19 protein-coding genes, 1 other RNA gene and 1 pseudogene are annotated in these 18386 nt (G+C 60.3%); 7 read left to right on the top strand and 14 right to left on the bottom strand.

Annotated elements, in window-relative coordinates; translation table 11 throughout:
• Positions 1-28: 28 nt before the first annotated feature.
• From VC35_RS08110 to VC35_RS08095, 5 genes and pseudogenes are all read right to left on the bottom strand, one after another.
• The gene (locus VC35_RS08110) at positions 29-1246 is read right to left on the bottom strand and encodes a 2-octaprenyl-3-methyl-6-methoxy-1,4-benzoquinol hydroxylase (RefSeq protein WP_185754761.1); all 1218 of its coding nucleotides are present in this window, start codon (positions 1244-1246) and stop codon (positions 29-31) included.
• Between the two features lie 9 nt (positions 1247-1255).
• A pseudogene (locus tag VC35_RS29940) lies at positions 1256-1363 on the bottom strand (tetrameric acyl-CoA thioesterase); the annotation flags it as partial.
• Between the two features lie 38 nt (positions 1364-1401).
• Positions 1402-2589, bottom strand: coding sequence for a 2-octaprenyl-6-methoxyphenyl hydroxylase (gene ubiH, locus VC35_RS08105; RefSeq protein ID WP_046039065.1), 1188 nt, complete (start codon positions 2587-2589; stop codon positions 1402-1404).
• Positions 2586-3920: a Xaa-Pro aminopeptidase gene (gene pepP / locus VC35_RS08100; RefSeq protein WP_046039063.1), complete on the bottom strand. Its 1335-nt coding sequence runs from the start codon at positions 3918-3920 to the stop codon at positions 2586-2588. The genes ubiH and pepP overlap by 4 nt, the downstream gene beginning before the upstream one ends.
• A gap of 27 nt (positions 3921-3947) precedes the next feature.
• Positions 3948-4505, bottom strand: a complete 558-nt coding sequence (locus VC35_RS08095) for a YecA/YgfB family protein (protein WP_046039061.1) — start codon at positions 4503-4505, stop codon at positions 3948-3950.
• Positions 4506-4699: 194 nt separating this feature from the next.
• Here VC35_RS08095 and VC35_RS08090 point away from each other — a divergent pair, with 194 nt between their 5' ends.
• From VC35_RS08090 to VC35_RS08080, 4 genes are all read left to right on the top strand, one after another.
• The gene (locus VC35_RS08090) at positions 4700-4909 is read left to right on the top strand and encodes a TIGR02449 family protein (RefSeq protein ID WP_007982902.1); all 210 of its coding nucleotides are present in this window, start codon (positions 4700-4702) and stop codon (positions 4907-4909) included.
• Positions 4906-5223 (top strand): cell division protein ZapA, encoded by a 318-nt coding sequence (locus VC35_RS08085; RefSeq protein WP_007982900.1) that lies wholly within the window; start codon positions 4906-4908, stop codon positions 5221-5223. Before VC35_RS08090 ends, VC35_RS08085 begins: the two co-directional genes overlap by 4 nt.
• 30 nt (positions 5224-5253) lie before the next feature.
• Positions 5254-5432, top strand: a non-coding RNA gene (gene ssrS, locus VC35_RS28745) — 6S RNA.
• A gap of 86 nt (positions 5433-5518) precedes the next feature.
• Positions 5519-6124, top strand: coding sequence for a 5-formyltetrahydrofolate cyclo-ligase (locus VC35_RS08080; protein ID WP_046039060.1), 606 nt, complete (start codon positions 5519-5521; stop codon positions 6122-6124).
• A gap of 35 nt (positions 6125-6159) precedes the next feature.
• On the opposite strand, the gene VC35_RS29490 is transcribed toward VC35_RS08080, so the two are convergent.
• Positions 6160-6315, bottom strand: coding sequence for a hypothetical protein (locus tag VC35_RS29490; protein WP_007982896.1), 156 nt, complete (start codon positions 6313-6315; stop codon positions 6160-6162).
• 195 nt (positions 6316-6510) lie between these two features.
• On the opposite strand from VC35_RS29490, the gene VC35_RS08075 reads away from it, so the two are divergent.
• Positions 6511-6963, top strand: coding sequence for an EVE domain-containing protein (locus VC35_RS08075; RefSeq protein ID WP_046039059.1), 453 nt, complete (start codon positions 6511-6513; stop codon positions 6961-6963).
• A gap of 70 nt (positions 6964-7033) precedes the next feature.
• On the opposite strand, the gene VC35_RS08070 is transcribed toward VC35_RS08075, so the two are convergent.
• Complete coding sequence (locus tag VC35_RS08070) at positions 7034-7441, bottom strand: flagellar basal body-associated protein FliL (protein WP_032829534.1); 408 nt, start codon at positions 7439-7441, stop codon at positions 7034-7036.
• A gap of 150 nt (positions 7442-7591) precedes the next feature.
• Here VC35_RS08070 and VC35_RS08065 point away from each other — a divergent pair, with 150 nt between their 5' ends.
• Positions 7592-8569, top strand: a complete 978-nt coding sequence (locus VC35_RS08065) for an NADPH:quinone oxidoreductase family protein (protein WP_046039058.1) — start codon at positions 7592-7594, stop codon at positions 8567-8569.
• 46 nt (positions 8570-8615) lie between these two features.
• Here the strand turns inward: VC35_RS08065 and VC35_RS08060 are convergent, their stop codons facing one another.
• A complete protein-coding gene (locus VC35_RS08060; RefSeq protein ID WP_046039056.1) occupies positions 8616-9230 on the bottom strand; it encodes an energy transducer TonB in 615 nt (204 codons plus the stop codon).
• 326 nt (positions 9231-9556) lie between these two features.
• On the opposite strand from VC35_RS08060, the gene glpT reads away from it, so the two are divergent.
• Positions 9557-10906, top strand: coding sequence for a glycerol-3-phosphate transporter (gene glpT, locus VC35_RS08055; RefSeq protein ID WP_008048696.1), 1350 nt, complete (start codon positions 9557-9559; stop codon positions 10904-10906).
• Here glpT and VC35_RS08050 read toward each other — a convergent pair.
• From VC35_RS08050 to trxA, 6 genes are all read right to left on the bottom strand, one after another.
• Positions 10882-11550 (bottom strand): gamma-glutamylcyclotransferase, encoded by a 669-nt coding sequence (locus VC35_RS08050; RefSeq protein ID WP_046039054.1) that lies wholly within the window; start codon positions 11548-11550, stop codon positions 10882-10884. The two genes, glpT and VC35_RS08050, sit on opposite strands and share 25 nt — an antisense overlap.
• A gap of 206 nt (positions 11551-11756) precedes the next feature.
• Entirely contained in the window at positions 11757-12725 is a 969-nt protein-coding gene (locus VC35_RS08045; RefSeq protein WP_046039052.1) for a CDP-6-deoxy-delta-3,4-glucoseen reductase, read from the bottom strand.
• Entirely contained in the window at positions 12725-14191 is a 1467-nt protein-coding gene (gene ubiD / locus VC35_RS08040; protein ID WP_008048693.1) for a 4-hydroxy-3-polyprenylbenzoate decarboxylase, read from the bottom strand. Before ubiD ends, VC35_RS08045 begins: the two co-directional genes overlap by 1 nt.
• A gap of 69 nt (positions 14192-14260) precedes the next feature.
• Complete coding sequence (locus VC35_RS08035) at positions 14261-16258, bottom strand: acyltransferase family protein (RefSeq protein ID WP_046039049.1); 1998 nt, start codon at positions 16256-16258, stop codon at positions 14261-14263.
• A gap of 196 nt (positions 16259-16454) precedes the next feature.
• Positions 16455-17714 (bottom strand): transcription termination factor Rho, encoded by a 1260-nt coding sequence (rho, locus tag VC35_RS08030; RefSeq protein ID WP_046039047.1) that lies wholly within the window; start codon positions 17712-17714, stop codon positions 16455-16457.
• 247 nt (positions 17715-17961) lie between these two features.
• On the bottom strand, positions 17962-18291 hold the full coding sequence (gene trxA, locus VC35_RS08025) for a thioredoxin TrxA (protein WP_003206727.1): 330 nt from the start codon (positions 18289-18291) through the stop codon (positions 17962-17964).
• Positions 18292-18386: the final 95 nt, after the last annotated feature.

Genomic DNA, 18386 nt, shown 5'->3' with positions numbered 1-18386 from the left:
GCCCCCTCGCCACAGGGCCATGCTCACTTCAGGGTTTGGCGAGCGCCGGTAAATCCCCGGTCAACCCCAGCGCTTCACGCACGAACAACGCCTTGGCCTCGGGCATCTTCTCAACCAGTTTCAACCCGGTATTACGTAACCAGCGCACAGGCAGCGGATCGGCCTGGAACAAGCGCTCGAAGCCTTCCATCGCCGCCATCAGCGCCAGGTTGTGGGGCATGCGTCGACGCTCGTAACGGCTGAGGACTTTCACATCCGCCAGGCGTTCGCCACGTGTTGCCGCTTGCAGCAACACTTCGCCCAGCACGGCGGCATCGAGGAATCCGAGATTCACCCCTTGCCCGGCCAACGGGTGAATGGTGTGGGCCGCATCGCCGATCAATGCCAGGCCTTCAGCCACATAACGCTTGGCATGCCGCTGGCGCAGAGGCACACACAGGCGCGGGTCGGCGCTAAGTACCTCGCCGAGTCGACCTTCAAAGGCCCGCTCCAGCTCCTTGCAGAAACCTTGTTCATCCATCGCCATCAGGCGTTCGGCTTCGCCGGGTGTGGTCGACCAGACGATCGAACACCAATCCTGTTGGCCATCCCGCTCAAGGGGCAGAAACGCCAACGGACCGTTATCGGTGAAGCGTTGCCAGGCCGTCATCTGATGCGGCTTGGCGCAACGCACGCTGGTGACGATGGCATGGTGCAGATAATCCCATTCGCGGGTCGCCACACCGGCCAGGCGTCGCACCGCCGAGTTGGCGCCATCCGCCGCGATCACCAGCGGCGCGCGCAGGGTGCGGCCGTCGGCCAGGGTCAGCAGCCAGTCATCACCGGAGCGGCGCATCTGCTCCAGGCGAGCATTGGCCAGCAGCCCCAGGTCGCAATCGTGCAGGCGCTCGAGCAAGGCATCCTGAACCACGCGGTTCTCGACGATATGCCCCAGCACCTCGGCATGCACACTGGCCGCCGAGAAGTGGATTTGCCCGGTGCCGCTGCCATCCCAGACCTGCATATCAGTGTAGGGGCTGCTGCGCCGCCCGGCGATGCCGCCCCACACGCCCAGGCGCTCGAGAATCCGCTGGCTGGCGGCCGACAAGGCGCTCACCCGCGGTTCAAACGCAGCCTGAGCGTTGAACGGTTTGACGCTCATGGGGCTGCCGTCCAGCAGCAGGACTTCCAGCCCGCTGTCCTGCAACGCCAGCGCCAGGGCGCTGCCAACCATTCCGGCCCCGACAATCAGCAGATCTGCGCGCATTTCCATGCTTTAAGCCTGTCTCTCTTGCGGCCTGAGCCGCACGTAAAGGGTTTTCCCGACCCGCGCCACCAGGTGGCAGGAGCCGTCATGAATGTCGAACCTGCAAGGCAGGTATTTTTATCAATCGCGCCTTGCCGAATCGGCGGATCAGCCAGTCACGCATCCGGGCGCGTACCCAGACCCATCGCCTGCCGGGCAAACCAGCGTTTGGCCGGTGGCAGCAGATCGAGGCCGAGCAGGCCGATGTTGCGCCCCAGGGACACCAGCGGCTGGGTGCTGCCGAACAGGCGCGTGACCTGATCGGAGAAACCCACGGTGAGGTCCTGATCGAGACGCTGGCGTTCGCGATAGGCCTGCAACGTGGCGAAGTCGCCCAATGGTTTTTCGCTGGCGAGCAAGGCATCGGCCAGGGCCTGGGCATCGCGCAGGGACAGGTTGAACCCCTGGCCGGCAATCGGATGCAGGCTGTGCGCCGCGTTGCCGAGAATCGCCAGATGCGGGCGCACCTGCTCTTCGGCCTCGACCAGCGTCAGCGGATACAGATGCCGCGCACCCACCTGCTTCAAGGTACCGAGGCGATAACCGAACACACCCTGCAACTCGCTGAGGAAGCTGCGCTCATCGAGGGCCGCCAGGCGTTGCGCGTCCATGCCCAGGCGGGTCCAGACCAGTGCGCAGCGATTATCCGGAAGCGGCAGCAACGCCATCGGGCCTTCGTCGGTGAAACGTTCAAAGGCCATGCCGTTGTGCGCTTCGCTCGGGGTGATGTTGGCGATCAGCGCGCTCTGGTTGTACGGACGCTTGCGGATGCCGATCCCCAGTTGCTCGCGCAAACCGGAGCGTCCGCCATCGGCGAGCACCGCGAGGTCGCACTCCAGGGTGGTTTCATCGTTCAGGGTCAGGCGGTAGCCGTCGGTCAGCGGCTCCATGCGGGTGACTTCCGCCGGGCAGCGCCAACTGATCACGTCCTTGTCCAGGCCTTGCCACAGGCATTGGCCGAGCCAGGCGTTTTCAACGACATAACCCAGCGCTGGAACCCCCTCTTCCATCGCCGACAACCGCGCCGTCGAGAACCGACCACGGTCGGAAACATGAATCTGCTTGATCGGCTCGGCGCGGCGAGAGACTTCCTGCCAGACGCCCAGCCGTTGATAGACTTGTCGCGAACCGAAGGACAACGCCGAGGAACGGGCATCGTAACTCGGTTGATAGCTGTCGCCAGGGGCGAACGGCTCGATCAACACGATCTTCCAGCCTCGGGCCTTGGCGCCGGCCTGAAGCGCCAGTGCCAGGCTTGCACCGACCAGCCCGCCACCGATGATAGCCAGGTTGACTCGACTCATGCTGCCTGTGTCCGCGCCGCGGCCATCAGGGCCTCGATTTCGGCGACGGTTTTCGGCACGCCGTTCGTCAATATTTCACAGCCGGTTTTGGTGACCACTACGTCGTCCTCGATGCGCACGCCAATGCCGCGCCATTTCTTCGCAACATTCTGGTTGTCCGGGGCGATATAGATCCCCGGCTCCACGGTCAACGCCATGCCGACTTCCAGCACGCGCCACTCGCCGCCGACCTTGTATTCGCCGACGTCATGCACATCCATGCCCAGCCAATGGCCGGCGCGGTGCATGTAAAACGCCTTGTAGGCTTCGCTGGCGATCAGTTCGTCAACGTCGCCCCGCAGCAGACCCAGCTTGACCAGCCCGGCCGTGATGACCCGGACCGTGGCCTCGTGCGCCTGATTCCAGTGCTTGTTCGGGGCGATTTCAGCAAAGGCGGCTTCCTGGGAGGCCAGCACCAATTCGTAAATCGCTTTCTGTTCCGCTGAATACTTGCCGCTGACCGGAAAGGTCCGGGTGATGTCGCTGGCGTAGCAGTCGATCTCGCAACCGGCGTCGATCAGCACCAGATCCCCGTCCTTGAGCAGCGCGTCATTCTGCTGGTAATGCAGGATGCAGCTGTTGCGCCCCGCCGCGACGATCGACCCGTAGGCCGGCATCTTCGCCCCGCCCTTTCGGAATTCGTAATCGAGCTCGGCTTCCAGGCTGAATTCGTGCAATCCGGAGCGACAGGCCTGCATTGCCCGTACGTGCGCCTGGGCGGAAATCCGCGCCGCCTCGCGCATCACTTTCACTTCTGCCGCCGATTTATACAGGCGCATGTCATGCAGCTGATGATCCAGGGCAACGAATTCGTTCGGCGGCTGGGCACCGAGGTTGGCCTTGGAGCGGATCACGTTGATCCACTCCATCAGGTGGCGGTCGAATTCGGGGTTGCTGCCCATGGCCGAATACACCCGGTCACGGCCTTCGATCAGGCCCGGCAGGATGTCGTCGATATCGGTGATCGGAAAGGCGTCGTCGGCGCCGAAGTCGCGAATCGCGCCTTCCTGCCCGGCACGCAGGCCATCCCACAGCTCGCGCTCGGCGTTGCGTTCGCGGCAGAACAGGATGTATTCGCCATGTACGCGCCCCGGCATCAGCACCAGTACGGCCTGAGGCTCGGGAAAACCGCTGAGGTACTGGAAGTCGCTGTCCTGGCGGTAGACGTGCTCGACGTCGCGGTTACGAATGGCCACCGCGGCGGCGGGCAGGATGGCGATGCTGTTGGGTTCCATCTGCGCCATCAGGGCCTTGCGGCGACGGCTGTATTCCGATTTCGGGATGTGGATCATGGGCAGATGGTTTTCCCTGTCTTACGATTAGTGCAAAGACGGTTTGGCGGCGGCCGGCACGTCTTTTTTGGTCTCGGAGAACAGCAGCAGCGGTGCGACGCGCAGGTACTCCATGACTTCCATATAGTCGTTTTCGCCGTCGTCGGACTCTTCCAGGGCATCTTGCACCTGGGAAATGGCCGCCAGATCCTGCAGCACCTCGGTTGCCTCGGTGCTCAGGGCGCTGCTGTCACGGCAGTTCAAGCCAAAGCCACTGAGGAAGCCCTGGCACCACTCGCCCAGTGCAGCGGCACGCTCGGTGAGCGGAGCGTCGTCGGTGGGCAACAGCAGAACGACGGTCACGTCATCGCCGGTGAGCTCGCCTTTTACCATCGCTTGCAGGCCGATCAGGGCGTTGCGAACGTTGTCCTGCGGCTCGCTTTCGAGCAGTTCGGCGGCGTCGATCAGCCAGCCTTCGGCGTCGAAACCGGCGCCGGCGCAGCTGCGGCCGAGCAACAGGCCGTGCAGTTCAGCAGGCGAGACGTTGTGACCGCTGGAAGTCAGCAGGGTGGCGAAGGCTTGGTACGGGGAATTCTGAATGGTCATGGGCAGCTAGGCGCCAGACGGCGCTATGTCTAGAATGAAGGCCTTGTATCCTACATCGACTACCCCTGTAGGAGCGAGCTTGCTCGCGATGGTCGTCAACGATAACGCTGGGTACCTGACACCCCGCGGCGTTCTCAGGTTCATCGCGAGCAAGTTCGCTCCTACAGTCCAACACCCATCAGACAGTGAAGACAATGGAAGACACCGACCTGCAAGCGCTGATGGCCAGACTCGAGCTGCTGATTACCCGAGTCGAGCAACTTAAGAGTCAAAACGGACTCTTACTAGCTCAGGAAAAGACCTGGCGCGAGGAACGCGCGCACCTCATTGAAAAAAACGAAATCGCCCGGCGTAAGGTCGAATCGATGATTTCGCGCCTCAAGGCCCTGGAGCAAGACTCATGAGTTCAAGCAATAGCGTCACCGTGCAGATCCTCGACAAAGAGTATTCGATCATCTGCCCTCAGGAAGAGCGCAGTAATCTGGTCAGCGCCGCCCGTTATCTGGACGGCAAGATGCGCGAGATCCGCAGCAGCGGCAAAGTCATCGGCGCCGACCGTATCGCCGTGATGGCCGCGCTGAACATCACCCACGACCTGCTGCACAAGGAAGAACGCCCGGATATCCAGGCCAGCGGATCGACCCGCGAACAGGTGCGTGACCTGCTCGATCGCGTCGATCTGGCACTCGCCACCGATCCGGACGTCACCAAAGGCTGATTCGCGTCGCCGCTTGCGGTATAATCCCCTCACTCCCTGGGGTGCTTGCCAGTTGGCGATGTCCCTGAGCCGATTTGCTATACCCTGGAGGTTGCACGTTGGGCTGGTGTGCATGTCCGCTAGACGGAAAGCCTTAAAGCCTACTGCATCTTCCACCTTGAACTTTCGGGTTCAAGGGCTAAGTTGACAGCGGCACATTCGGGGAGCCTGATTTCAGTCCAATGCCGGTTTTGATACCGGCATTGGCGTTTTTACGGGTACGCTTCACGTATCCGCATTGTTGAAGCCCGAATACATGACCGAACCTGCGCTGCTCCCCCGCCCGCAACTTCGACGCATGCTGCGCAAGGCCCGCCGCGCACTGACTCCCAGTCAGCAGCGCCAGGCCGCTCGCGGGCTGTACAAGCAATTGGCCCAGCAACCGCTGTTCCGCCGCGCCAGACACATCTCGCTCTACCTGCCCACCGACGGTGAAATCGATCCGCGCCTGTTGCTGCGCGCCGCACAGCGCCGGGGCAAAGCCACCTATCTACCGGTGCTGAGCGCCTGGCCGCGAACCAAAATGGTGTTCCAGCGCATCCGTCCCGGGGAAAAACTCAAACCCAACCGCTTCCGCATTCTCGAACCACGGGCCAACCTCGCCCGGCAGCGCAAGATCTGGGCGCTGGATCTGGTGCTGTTGCCATTGGTGGGTTTTGACGATGTAGGCGGACGCCTGGGGATGGGCGGTGGCTTCTACGATCGGAGCCTGGCCTACCTGGCGCGACGAAATGACTGGCGCAAGCCGACGCTGTTGGGGCTGGCCCATGAATGTCAGAAGGTGGAGCGATTGGCTCAAGCGAGCTGGGATGTGCCGCTGCAAGGAACGGTGACGGACAAGGCCTGGTATTACGCAGGCTAGACGCCACTTCGATCAGCGGCGCCGAGGCAACAGGATCAGCGCTTGAAGGCGGTCGACTGTTGCTGCAGTTGGGCGAGCTCGACCGGTGCATCGGTCTTGTTGGCCCACAGGCTTTGGGCATAGCCAGTGGTCACGACACCAAGGCCAAACAAAATGACCAAAATCCATAGTAAATCCGGTTTGCGTTTCATCGATTGCCCCCCAAAGGCACATCAACACGATGACAGCAGCGGTTTCCGTTTGTAGGCCGTGCAGCAGCGTCAAGCTCTAAAGGCCGGCATTTTGCGGCAACGTGAACCGCTGCGCAAATGCTGACGTCAACCGACTGTCGGTTTGTCATAAAATCGCCGACAAGCTGCTCAATCACCACGCAAGGAGCAAAAGACATGGCCTATTGGCTGATGAAATCCGAGCCCGACGAACTCTCGATCAAAGGGCTGGAAAAGCTCGGCAAAGCGCGCTGGGATGGGGTTCGCAACTATCAGGCACGCAATTTCCTGCGGGCCATGGCGGTGGGGGATGAGTTCTTTTTCTATCACTCCAGCTGCCCTGAACCGGGCATCGCCGGAATTGGCAGGATTGTCGAAGCCGCGTACCCGGACCCGACGGCGCTAGAACCGGAAAGTCATTACTACGACCCCAAGGCAACTACGGACAAAAACGCCTGGAGCGCGATCGATGTCGCGCATGTCGAGTCGTTTGCCCGGGTGCTGAAACTGGATTATCTGAAGCAGCAGACGGCGCTGGCCGAGTTGCCGCTGGTGCAGAAAGGCTCGCGGTTGTCGGTGATGCCAGTGACGGCGGAGCAGTGGGCGGCGGTGATTGCTTTAAAGCCCTGAGCCATTTATCGCCTGGACAGGCCTCATCGCGAGCAAGCTCGCGATGACGTCAAATCAAGCAATAGAAGTCTTACTGAATGATCAAGTTGTTAAACAACAGATCCTCAACCACCGGCTTGCCGGTTTCGTCGTTCATCACCTGCTGGGTCTGCTTCAACGCTTCCTGACGCAGCTTTTCCTTGGCCTCGACATTGTTCATCGTCTCGGTGGTCTGCTGGGCGAACAGCGCGACCAATTGATTGCGGATCAACGGCTCATTGGCCTTCACCGCCTTGGCGGCCTCGTCACCGGTCACCCGCAACGCCACGTCGGCCTTGTAGACCTTGAGTTTCGGCGTGCCGTCCAGCCCGTAGTTACCCACGAACGGCGGGCTCAGGGTGATGTAGCTGACCTTCGGAGCAGCATCTTCTTTGGCTTCTTCGGCCACCGCTGCCACAGGCAGGGACAGGGCCAGCATCAACATGATCCACGCTTTCAAAATTCGCTCCTTATCCGGTTTGCGGCCTAGCATAACGACCCGCCGCGCAAGCACAAGCTTATGGCTGACTATCAGGGCCGGGCATGCTCGTTGACCCGCCGACCCATACACCTACACTTATCGGCCATCACTCCCAAAGGAATAGCCCTGATGAAAGCCGTGCTGTGCAAAGCCTTCGGCCCTGCCGAATCGCTGGTGCTGGAAGACGTCGCCAGTCCTGTCGCGAAGAAGAACGAAATCCTGCTGGACGTGCACGCCGCCGGGGTGAACTTCCCCGACACGTTGATCATCGAGGGCAAATACCAGTTCAAGCCGCCCTTCCCGTTTTCACCGGGTGGTGAAGCGGCCGGCGTGGTCAGCGCAGTGGGTGAAAAAGTCAGCCACCTGAAAGTCGGTGACCGGGTCATGGCCCTGACCGGCTGGGGCAGCTTTGCCGAGCAGGTTGCCGTGCCGGGCTACAACGCGCTGCCGATCCCGCCATCGATGGACTTCAACACTGCCGCCGCCTTCAGCATGACCTACGGCACCTCGATGCACGCCCTCAAGCAGCGCGGCAACCTGCAACCGGGCGAAACCCTGCTGGTACTTGGCGCCTCCGGCGGTGTCGGCCTGGCGGCGGTGGAAATCGGCAAAGCCATGGGCGCCCGGGTGATCGCCGCGGCCAGCAGCGCAGAGAAACTCGCCGTGGCCAAGGCCGCCGGCGCCGACGAACTGATCAACTACAGCGAAACCAGCCTGAAGGACGAAATCAAACGCCTGACCGACGGCCAGGGTGCCGACGTGATCTACGACCCGGTGGGCGGCGACCTGTTCGACCAGGCGATCCGCGCCATTGCCTGGAACGGCCGCCTGCTGGTGGTCGGCTTCGCCAGCGGGCGCATTCCCGAGCTGCCGGTCAACCTGGCCCTGCTCAAGGGCGCGGCAGTGCTCGGCGTGTTCTGGGGCTCGTTCGCCCAACGCCAGCCACAAGACAATGCGGCGAACTTCCAGCAGTTGTTTAGCTGGTTTGCCGAAGGCAAATTGAAGCCCCTGGTGTCGCAGGTTTATCCGCTGAGCAATTCAGCCCAAGCCATCAATGATCTTGGCCAGCGTAAAGCGGTCGGGAAAGTGGTGGTGCAGGTTCGCTGAATCACTATCTGCAATAAAAGCGCGGTCACGCTGCCGCGCTTTTTTGTCATAACAGCACTCTTATCTCTTCTGGAAGAAACCGTACGTATCGGCCCGCGGGATAGGTATTACAGCGCCTGACTATTGATGGGACGCTTTTATTGAGCTTGGCAATCAGCGCCAGACGCTTCTCCTCCGGCAATTGCGTCGGTGAAAGGGAGTGCGTCAGGTAACTGCGGGTCCAGCTGAAAACCGGCAGGTCCACCCACGAGGAATCGGCGATGTTCCGCGATGCCCGTGCGATAGCACTGCATTTCAGCCGCTCCAATTCCTTGTTGACGTGGAAGGGATGTTCTCTGTCCAGCCTGTATTCCATGGGTGCGACCACGATGATTTGCGCAGGTTGATCCTCGGTAATTGTCCACGGCTTGAATCGCCATTGGTTGACTGCAGCCAATGATGCCTCTTCGAGTTCGGGATGTGCACTTTGCGCAATCACGGCATTACTGACTGATCCATCGGCCTTCACAGTCATGCTGACACGCACCATGCCGGTGACACCCGCCCGATGCAGCGCCACCGGATAAACCGGCTTCGGATTATGCTCGGGTATCAGGAACACCTCCCCGGCCCTGACATCCATGGACGCCACCAACAAAAGCACACATACCCACCACCGCATGTCCCTCTCCCTTCGCCTGCAACGCCAGACCTGGCAACAGTACAAAGGTTAAAGCGCCAGGGCATTCGGCATAACGCCATGACTTCTGCTTTAAACGAAGGACCTTTCCTAAAGGCCTGCCCTATTTCAGGTACACCACGCGCCTGCCAACTAAACAGGTAACGCTTCCTACAACGCCCCTCGCTTACATCTGAGCGACACGCTCATAAAGGAACGCGCGATATCCAACATTTCCGCTGTTTTGCCGATGAGAACCAGTGCTATTTTCGGTAACGAAACTGTAACATTCGTATCCGCAGTCAAAACAAGAAATTTGGAGCTCTTGAATGTTTGCTTTCTTTCGTCCTGCCGCACATCAGGCTCCATTGCCTGAAGAAAAAATAGACAGCACCTACCGACGCCTTCGCTGGCAGATTTTCGCCGGCATCTTCATTGGCTATGCCGGTTACTACCTGCTGCGAAAGAACTTCTCCCTGGCCATGCCGTACCTGATCGACGAGGGCTACTCCCGTGGTCAGTTGGGCCTGGCGATGTCCGCCATCGCGATTGCCTACGGTCTGTCGAAGTTTCTGATGGGCTTGGTGTCCGACCGTTCCAACCCGCGTTTCTTCCTGCCGTTCGGCCTTCTGGTGTCGGCTGGGGTGATGTTCATTTTCGGTTTCGCGCCCTGGGCGACGTCCAGCGTGACCATGATGTTCATCCTGCTGTTCATCAATGGCTGGGCGCAGGGCATGGGTTGGCCGCCGAGTGGCCGGACCATGGTGCACTGGTGGTCGCAGAAGGAACGTGGCGGCGTGGTGTCCGTGTGGAACGTGGCACACAACGTCGGCGGTGGCCTGATTGGTCCGTTGTTCCTGATCGGCATGGGCCTGTTCAATGACTGGCACGCCGCGTTCTATGTGCCGGCAGCCGTGGCGCTGGCGGTAGCGGTGTTTGCCTTTGTAACCATGCGCGATACCCCGCAATCGGTTGGCCTGCCGCCGATCGAGCAATACAAGAACGACTACCCGGAAGGCTACGACGCCAGCCACGAAGAGGAATTCAGCGCCAAGGAAATCTTCGTCAAATACGTGCTGCGCAACAAAATGCTCTGGTACATCGCCCTGGCCAACGTCTTTGTCTATCTGCTGCGCTACGGCGTGCTGGACTGGGCGCCGACCTACCTCAAGGAAGCCAAGGGTTTCACTGTGGATAAAACCTCGTGGGCGTACTTCTTCTACGAGTGGGCAGGTATCCCGGGCACGCTGCTGTGCGGCTGGATGTCGGACAAGATCTTCCGTGGCAACCGTGGCCTGACCGGCATGGTGTTCATGGCATTGGTGACGGTTGCGACGCTGGTTTACTGGCTCAACCCGGCCGGCAATCCGATGGTCGACATGATCGCGCTGCTTTCCATTGGCTTCCTGATCTACGGCCCGGTGATGCTGATCGGCTTGCAGGCGCTGGAACTGGCACCGAAGAAAGCTGCCGGTACGGCGGCGGGCTTTACCGGTCTGTTCGGTTACTTGGGCGGTTCGGTCGCGGCCAGTGCAGCGATGGGCTACACCGTGGACCATTTCGGTTGGGACGGCGGTTTCGTGTTGCTGGTCGGCGCCTGCCTGCTGGCGATGGCCTTCCTGGCCCCGACACTACGGCACAAACAAATCGCCAGTCAGGGCCGCGAAGCACTCGCTTGAACGGCCGTTGATTTACAACGCTTGAGCCGCGCCTCCAGATTCCGGTCTGGCATGGCGTGGCTGCGCAGGGCGTGCGCGGTCTGCTCGACATAATCGCGAGTGGTGCCGTAGCGCCCGCAGGCGTTTTCGAACACATGGCTCAGCACATGGTCCGGCAAGTTGCCGGCATAGCTGGGCAGGTGCCGTTCCAGAACGAATCCCAATGCCTGAACCTGGCTGCCATCTTCGAGACGGCAGTTTAGCCAGTGCGGGCGGTAGGAAGGGAAAGGCATCTCGCGCTGCCAAAGTGCGTAGAGCGAGGCTTCGAGTTGCTCTTCGGGCAAGCGATAGGCGAAACCGCTGCAAGAACCGCCGCGATCCAGGCCAAACACCAGGCCGGGCATTTCCGGTGTGCCGCGATGTTCGTGGGACCACAGGTACAACCCGCGATGATAGCCATGCACCCGGCCGCGAACCCGCTCAACCGCCGTGCATTCAGGGCGCCAGATCAGCGAACCATACGCAAACAGCCATACTGGCCCACCCTTGTGGCGCGCCATAGTCGATTGCATCGAGCTGAGCAATTGTTCGTGAGTGAGCTGCGGCCCCAGATCGAGCCGCGGAGGGTAAGCCAGATTCAAAAAAGCGGATTCAATGGCGCTCATGGCGAATAGCGTTCAGCTCCCCGCGGGTGAAGAATTACTTAATAGAACGCACAGCTGTAACAATAAGGCACATAAGTTTTAAGGCAATTTGAATGCCATGGCACCGTACTTATTTAAATGCCTGAATGAGATATAACCTACCGACATTTATAAAAGTTTATAAATGCCGATTGGCTATATATAGAGTTATAACGAAAGATCGCGGCTCAAGAGCGCGGCGCATACGCAAAAACGTCGGCACGCATCTGGTGGGCGTCCATCCCTGCTTCCACCAGCGCATCCAGCGTGCCGTAGACCATGGCCGGAGAGCCACTGGCGTACACGTGCAACGGCTTGAGGTCAGGGAAGTCTTCACAGACCGCTTCATGCAGCATGCCGCACCGCCCTTCCCAACCACATTGATCGCTGACGACTTTGTGCAGGAACAGGTTGGGCAGCTTCAGCCATTCGTCCCAATGCTCGACCTGGTAAAAGTCTTCTGGACGACGCACGCCCCAATACAAATGTACCGGATGCTTGAAACCCGTGGCCCGGCAATGTTCGATCAGGCCGTGGACCTGGCCCATGCCGGTACCAGCGGCGATCAGCACGAGAGGACCGTCCGGCAACTCCTCCAGGTGGGTATCGCCAAACGGCAACTCGACCCGCACCATGCTGTTGCGCTGGAGCTGTTCGATCAGGCTCAACGCACTGGATTCGCGCGCCAGTACGTGGATTTCCAGGTCGCGCCCCGCATGCGGTGCCGAGGCGAGGGAGAATGCGGACTTTTCGCCATTCTCGCGCTCGATCATCAGGTACTGACCGGCGTGGTAGCGCGGCGGTTTGCCGGCCGGAGCCCGCAGACGTACGCGCCAGGTGTCGCCCCCCACCTCCTTGCACTCAATGACCTGACACGACACGCTGCGCACCGGCAGTTCTCCCAGCGCGAGCACGCCATCCCACAGCACGATGCAGTCTTCCAGCGGCTCCGCTATGCAAGTGTAGAACTCGCCATGGTCACGCACATTGCCAGCCTGCTCGACCCGGCCTTCCACCAGCAGCGCCGCGCACACGTGGCAATTGCCGTTGCGGCAGCTTTGCGGGCATTCGTAGCCCAGACGTCGTGCGCCATCGAGAATCCGCTCGCCGGGCAATATCTCAAGCATTGCTCCGGAGGGCTGCAAGGTTACACGCATCAATCTATTCCTAACTGATTCCAGATGGCATCGATCCGCTGGGTCACGGCATCGTCCTTGACGATGACCCGACCCCATTCACGGGTAGTTTCGCCCGGCCATTTATGCGTGGCATCAAGGCCCATTTTCGACCCCAGGCCGGACACCGGCGAGGCGAAGTCGAGGTAGTCGATCGGCGTGTTGTCGATCATCACCGTGTCGCGCTTGGGGTCCATGCGCGTGGTGATGGCCCAGATCACGTCGTTCCAGTCCCGGGCGTTGATATCGTCGTCGGTGACGATAACGAACTTGGTGTACATGAACTGTCGCAAAAACGACCAGACACCCAGCATTACCCGCTTGGCGTGGCCCGGATACGACTTCTTCATGGTCACGATGGCCATGCGGTACGAGCAACCTTCGGGCGGCAGGTAGAAATCGGTGATCTCCGGAAACTGCTTCTGCAGGATCGGCACGAACACTTCGTTCAATGCCACGCCGAGGATCGCCGGCTCATCCGGTGGACGGCCGGTGTAGGTGCTGTGGTAGATCGGTTTGATCCGGTGGGTGATGCGCTCGACGGTGAACACCGGGAAGCTGTCGACTTCGTTGTAGTAACCGGTGTGGTCGCCGTACGGGCCTTCATCGGCCATCTCGCCCGGATGGATCACGCCTTCGAGGATGATTTCGGCGGTGGCCGGCACTTGCAGGTCGTTGCCACGGCACTTCACCAGCTCGGTGCGGTTACCGCGCAGCAGACCTGCGAAGGCGTATTCGGAAAGGCTGTCGGGCACCGGGGTCACGGCACCGAGGATGGTCGCCGGGTCAGCGCCCAGTGCCACGGAAACCGGGAACGGCTGGCCTGGGTGCTTTTCGCACCACTCGCGGTAATCCAGCGCGCCGCCACGGTGGCTCAGCCAGCGCATGATGACCTTGTTGCGACCAATCACCTGCTGACGGTAGATGCCGAGGTTCTGGCGATCCTTGTTCGGGCCTTTGGTGACGGTCAGGCCCCAGGTGATCAGAGGACCGACGTCGCCCGGCCAGCAAGTCTGCACCGGCAACATGGCCAGGTCGACGTCGTCACCCTCGATGACCACTTCCTGGCACACCGCGTCCTTGACGACTTTCGGCGCCATCGAAATGATCTTGCGGAAGATCGGCAGCTTGGACCAGGCATCCTTCAGGCCCTTCGGCGGCTCGGGTTCCTTGAGGAACGCCAGCAGCTTGCCGATCTCGCGCAGCTCGCTGACCGACTCGGCACCCATGCCCATGGCGACCCGCTCGGGGGTGCCGAACAGGTTGCCGAGCACCGGGATGTCATAGCCTGTCGGCTTTTCGAACAACAGCGCCGGGCCTTTGGCACGCAGCGTGCGATCACACACCTCGGTCATCTCCAGCACTGGAGAGACGGGGATCTGGATGCGTTTCAACTCTCCGCGCTGCTCAAGCTGCTGCACGAAATCCCGAAGATCCTTGAATTTCATTGATGATGGCACCCGAAAAATAGGCGTACATCCTACCTGCTCTGCCGGCCGCTGGCAGCTTATCGCTGCTTATCTGGATGCATTCACCTGCGGTTTCCCCGGGTTTGCCCCGGCTTGCAGACTGACAAACAGCGGTTCGAGGATCGGCGCCACGAACCGCGCACCGACTTCCGAGAGGTGATTGTCATCGGTGTACAACGAGTAGCCGCCGCGTTCGGCGCGGCACAGGCCGCTCGCGTCACATAACCTCGGCGCCGGGTCCACCACCCGTACCGCCGGGTCTTGCGCCAGTTGTGCGAACAATTGACTGATGAATGCCTGGCGCTTGTGGTGCTCTGCGAGCGCCAGCCCAACATCGTCGACCGGACGGTCCAGCATTGCCAGACGTGTGAGGCGATACGGTGGGCTGAAGGGCTGCAACGGCACCTCTTTTACCAGCCAGACCCGATGTCCGCCGGCACGCAATTGCGCGACCCGGTTACGCAAGCCATCGGCCAGACGCTGTTCGGCACTGGCACGGTCGTAGTGCCCGTCAGCGCTTTTCAGAGCGTGACCAAGATCGCCTTTGCCGTCGCCATAGAGGTACAGGCTCCAGTGCGCCACCAACACCACATCGCTGACGGCTTGCGACTCCAAGGCCTGTTCAACCCGCCGATTGAACCGCGCACAACGCGCATCGTGCTCCAGGCCATCGACTGGCACACAACCGGGAGAACTGGCCAGGATCACGTTGACGCCATGGGCCTTGGCACCCTCGTCGAAAACCGGGATCAATGCCGTGGCATGACTATCGCCCCAGACAAGCGCTGGGGGCAGGCGATTTTGTGCGCCATAACGGCAGAACAACTTGTCATCCGGCGTCTTGTCATCGGCCAGGCAGGCCATCAGCTCCGGCCGCCATTCGCGACCCTTTGCGTATTGCAGGACCTGGTCAGACAGACGCCACGGCAAGCCGTCGGTCCATCGCAAGGTTTGCCCGGCCAGGCCGAGCAGCAGGATACCGCAGGCGCCGGCGAGCAGAACCTGTCGGCGTCCGGCGAGCAGGCGACGCTCACGAAACGGGGTTTCGACGAATTTCCAGGACAGATAACCCAGCAACAGCGTCAGCAGAATCAACCCGGCACTGTCGAAAGCACTCGGTTCACCGACGCTGGCATAGCTGGAGAATACGAACACCGGCCAGTGCCACAGGTACCAGGAATAAGAAACCAGGCCGAGGCCGACCATCACCCGACTGCTCAAAAACTGACCAGCCCAGGTTTCACGATGACCGTTGGCCAGAATCAGCAGCACCACACCAAGCACCGGAAGCAACGCCGCGACGCCCGGGAATGGCGTGGCCTTGTCATAACCGAACACCGCCAACAGTATCAGCACCATGCCGAGCAGGCTCAGCCACTGCGCCGCCATCGGCTTGAGACGCCATGCAGACTTGGGCGCTACCGCCAGCATCGCACCGGCCAACAGTTCCCACGCACGCATCGGCAGCAGGAAGAAGGCTTTTTCCGGATGATGGGCGACGGCCCACACGCTCAAGCCAAAGGACAGCAGCAATACGCCGAACAGCGCCAGTCGCCAATGCCTGAGACGGCTCGACAGCAGTGTCAGCAGCAACGGGAAGACGATGTAAAACTGTTCCTCCACCGCCAGCGACCAGGTGTGCAGCAGGGGCTTCAGGTCGGAGGCGACATCGAAATAGCCGTCCTGGCGCATGAACAGGATGTTGGACACGAACATCACCTGGTAACGCACCGATCGCCCCAGCTCGTCGTAATCCTTCGGTGCCAGCAAAAACCAGCCGACCGCCAGCACCGCGATGATCATCGCGAACAATGCCGGCAAAATCCGCCGTGCACGCCGGACCCAGAAATCGACGAAGCTGAATTGCCCGGCCTGGCGCTGATTCCAGATGATCGAGGTGATCAGGTAACCGGAAATCACGAAAAACACATCCACGCCGACAAAGCCGCCGGTAAATCCGGGAACGCCAAAATGAAACAGCACGACAGCAATCACCGCCACCGCGCGCAAGCCGTCGATATCCCTTCGATAAGCCAGTGTGCTCATAAACATAAACCAGTCAGATCGTTGTTTTCAGCGCGTTTGAGCATCGTCCCCGGACGATGACTGCAAACGCGGCTGGTTGAAGTGCCAAGCAACTGACCCTGGCCAATCAAAAACATCCCATGGCCCGGGCAAAAAATTGCAGGCAAAAAAATGGCGCCCCACCGGGACGCCATTCTCTTGAACTCAACGGACGATGTTACTTGCGCTTCATCGACAGGAAGAATTCGTCGTTGGTCTTGGTCGTTTTCAGCTTGTCGACCAGGAACTCGATGGCAGCTACTTCATCCATCGGGTGCAGCAGCTTGCGCAGGATCCACATGCGCTGCAGCTCGTCGTCGGCAGTCAGCAACTCTTCGCGGCGGGTGCCGGAACGGTTGATGTTGATGGCCGGGAAGACGCGCTTTTCAGCGATACGGCGATCCAGCGGCAGCTCCATGTTGCCGGTGCCTTTGAATTCCTCGTAGATCACTTCGTCCATCTTCGAGCCGGTTTCAACCAGCGCGGTGGCGATGATGGTCAGCGAGCCGCCTTCTTCGATGTTCCGCGCGGCGCCGAAGAAACGCTTCGGTTTCTCCAGGGCGTGGGCATCGACACCACCGGTCAGTACCTTGCCGGAGCTCGGGATCACGGTGTTGTAGGCACGAGCCAGACGGGTGATGGAGTCGAGCAGGATCACCACGTCTTTCTTGTGCTCGACCAGGCGCTTGGCCTTCTCGATCACCATTTCGGCAACCTGCACGTGGCGGGTTGGCGGCTCGTCGAACGTCGAGGCAACCACTTCGCCGCGCACGGTGCGCTGCATTTCGGTTACTTCTTCCGGACGTTCGTCGATCAGCAGCACGATCAGGTGAACTTCAGGGTTGTTACGGGCGATATTCGCGGCAATGTTCTGCAGCATGATCGTCTTGCCCGCTTTCGGCGGTGCAACGATCAGACCGCGCTGGCCTTTACCGATCGGGGCGCACAGGTCGATGACTCGACCGGTCAAGTCTTCGGTGGAACCGTTACCGGCTTCCATTTTCATGCGCACGGTCGGGAACAGCGGGGTCAGGTTCTCGAAGAGAATCTTGTTTTTCGCGTTTTCCGGACGGTCGTAGTTGATCGTGTCGACCTTGAGCAGCGCGAAATAACGCTCGCCTTCCTTTGGAGGGCGGATCTTGCCAACGATGGTGTCACCGGTGCGCAAGTTGAAACGACGGATCTGGCTCGGCGAGACGTAGATATCGTCTGGGCCGGCGAGATAGGAAGCGTCAGCGGAGCGCAGGAAGCCGAAGCCGTCCTGGAGAATCTCCAGCACGCCATCACCGGAGATTTCCTCACCGCTTTTCGCGTGCTTCTTGAGCAGGGAGAAAATCACGTCCTGCTTGCGCGAACGGGCCATATTTTCTATGCCCATCTGTTCGGCCAATTCGAGCAGTTCGGTAATCGGCTTTTGCTTGAGTTCAGTCAGATTCATATAGGAATGACGTAATCATTTATGGAGGGGGGAAATTAAGCTTTTGGCTTAATGAGGCCGCGCCGCAGAGAAGGCGACAGGATCGCGTACTTATTCGAAAAGGAGTGCGTCGGCGACGGCTAGCAGGGGGCAATGGAGAAACCAGTGCGGGGCCGAATGTAACACCTGAGTTTAGGAGCGTCTAGCCCTGAATACGCAAAAAGCCCCGCTATTTGCGGGGCTTTTTCAGGACACTTTGCAGCGACGCTTAGATGTTGGCGTCGAGGAAGGCAGCCAGTTGCGACTTCGACAGTGCGCCGACCTTGGTCGCTTCAACGTTGCCGTTCTTGAACAGCATCAGGGTCGGGATACCGCGCACGCCGTGCTTGGCCGGGGTTTCCTGGTTTTCGTCGATGTTCAGCTTGGCAACGGTCAGCTTGCCTTTGTAAGTCTCGGCAATTTCGTCCAGAACCGGAGCGATCATTTTGCAAGGGCCGCACCATTCAGCCCAGTAGTCGACCAGTACAGCGCCTTCGGCCTTGAGTACGTCGGCCTCGAAGCTAGCGTCGCTAACGTGTTTGATAAGATCGCTGCTCATGGAATTCTCCAGGTTGTAAGCAAAAAAACGTGGCCCATCATAGCGGTCCTTCCCTCGTTCAGGAAGGTGCAGATGATTGAGTCTCGCTATGGTGA

The organism is Pseudomonas fluorescens, assembly GCF_000967965.1.
GTDB lineage: Bacteria > Pseudomonadota > Gammaproteobacteria > Pseudomonadales > Pseudomonadaceae > Aquipseudomonas > Aquipseudomonas grandcourensis.
The sequence above is the reverse complement of the archived record's forward strand: the minus strand, read 5'-3'. Positions and strand labels throughout refer to the sequence as shown.

What these genes read in the sequence shown, in the direction of transcription:
- trxA (WP_003206727.1), bottom strand. Translation starts at nt 18,291, where the DNA reads ATGAGCAGCGATCTTATCAAACACGTTAGCGACGCTAGCTTCGAGGCC.
- VC35_RS29490 (WP_007982896.1), bottom strand. Translation starts at nt 6,315, where the DNA reads ATGAAACGCAAACCGGATTTACTATGGATTTTGGTCATTTTGTTTGGC.
- ubiD (WP_008048693.1), bottom strand. Translation starts at nt 14,191, where the DNA reads ATGAAATTCAAGGATCTTCGGGATTTCGTGCAGCAGCTTGAGCAGCGC.
- pepP (WP_046039063.1), bottom strand. Translation starts at nt 3,920, where the DNA reads ATGATCCACATCCCGAAATCGGAATACAGCCGTCGCCGCAAGGCCCTG.
- rho (WP_046039047.1), bottom strand. Translation starts at nt 17,714, where the DNA reads ATGAATCTGACTGAACTCAAGCAAAAGCCGATTACCGAACTGCTCGAA.
- VC35_RS08110 (WP_185754761.1), bottom strand. Translation starts at nt 1,246, where the DNA reads ATGCGCGCAGATCTGCTGATTGTCGGGGCCGGAATGGTTGGCAGCGCC.
- VC35_RS08075 (WP_046039059.1), top strand. Translation starts at nt 6,511, where the DNA reads ATGGCCTATTGGCTGATGAAATCCGAGCCCGACGAACTCTCGATCAAA.
- VC35_RS08035 (WP_046039049.1), bottom strand. Translation starts at nt 16,258, where the DNA reads ATGAGCACACTGGCTTATCGAAGGGATATCGACGGCTTGCGCGCGGTG.
- VC35_RS08095 (WP_046039061.1), bottom strand. Translation starts at nt 4,505, where the DNA reads ATGACCATTCAGAATTCCCCGTACCAAGCCTTCGCCACCCTGCTGACT.
- VC35_RS08065 (WP_046039058.1), top strand. Translation starts at nt 7,592, where the DNA reads ATGAAAGCCGTGCTGTGCAAAGCCTTCGGCCCTGCCGAATCGCTGGTG.
- VC35_RS08060 (WP_046039056.1), bottom strand. Translation starts at nt 9,230, where the DNA reads ATGCGGTGGTGGGTATGTGTGCTTTTGTTGGTGGCGTCCATGGATGTC.
- ubiH (WP_046039065.1), bottom strand. Translation starts at nt 2,589, where the DNA reads ATGAGTCGAGTCAACCTGGCTATCATCGGTGGCGGGCTGGTCGGTGCA.
- VC35_RS08085 (WP_007982900.1), top strand. Translation starts at nt 4,906, where the DNA reads ATGAGTTCAAGCAATAGCGTCACCGTGCAGATCCTCGACAAAGAGTAT.
- VC35_RS08050 (WP_046039054.1), bottom strand. Translation starts at nt 11,550, where the DNA reads ATGAGCGCCATTGAATCCGCTTTTTTGAATCTGGCTTACCCTCCGCGG.
- VC35_RS08080 (WP_046039060.1), top strand. Translation starts at nt 5,519, where the DNA reads ATGACCGAACCTGCGCTGCTCCCCCGCCCGCAACTTCGACGCATGCTG.
- VC35_RS08090 (WP_007982902.1), top strand. Translation starts at nt 4,700, where the DNA reads ATGGAAGACACCGACCTGCAAGCGCTGATGGCCAGACTCGAGCTGCTG.
- VC35_RS08045 (WP_046039052.1), bottom strand. Translation starts at nt 12,725, where the DNA reads ATGCGTGTAACCTTGCAGCCCTCCGGAGCAATGCTTGAGATATTGCCC.
- glpT (WP_008048696.1), top strand. Translation starts at nt 9,557, where the DNA reads ATGTTTGCTTTCTTTCGTCCTGCCGCACATCAGGCTCCATTGCCTGAA.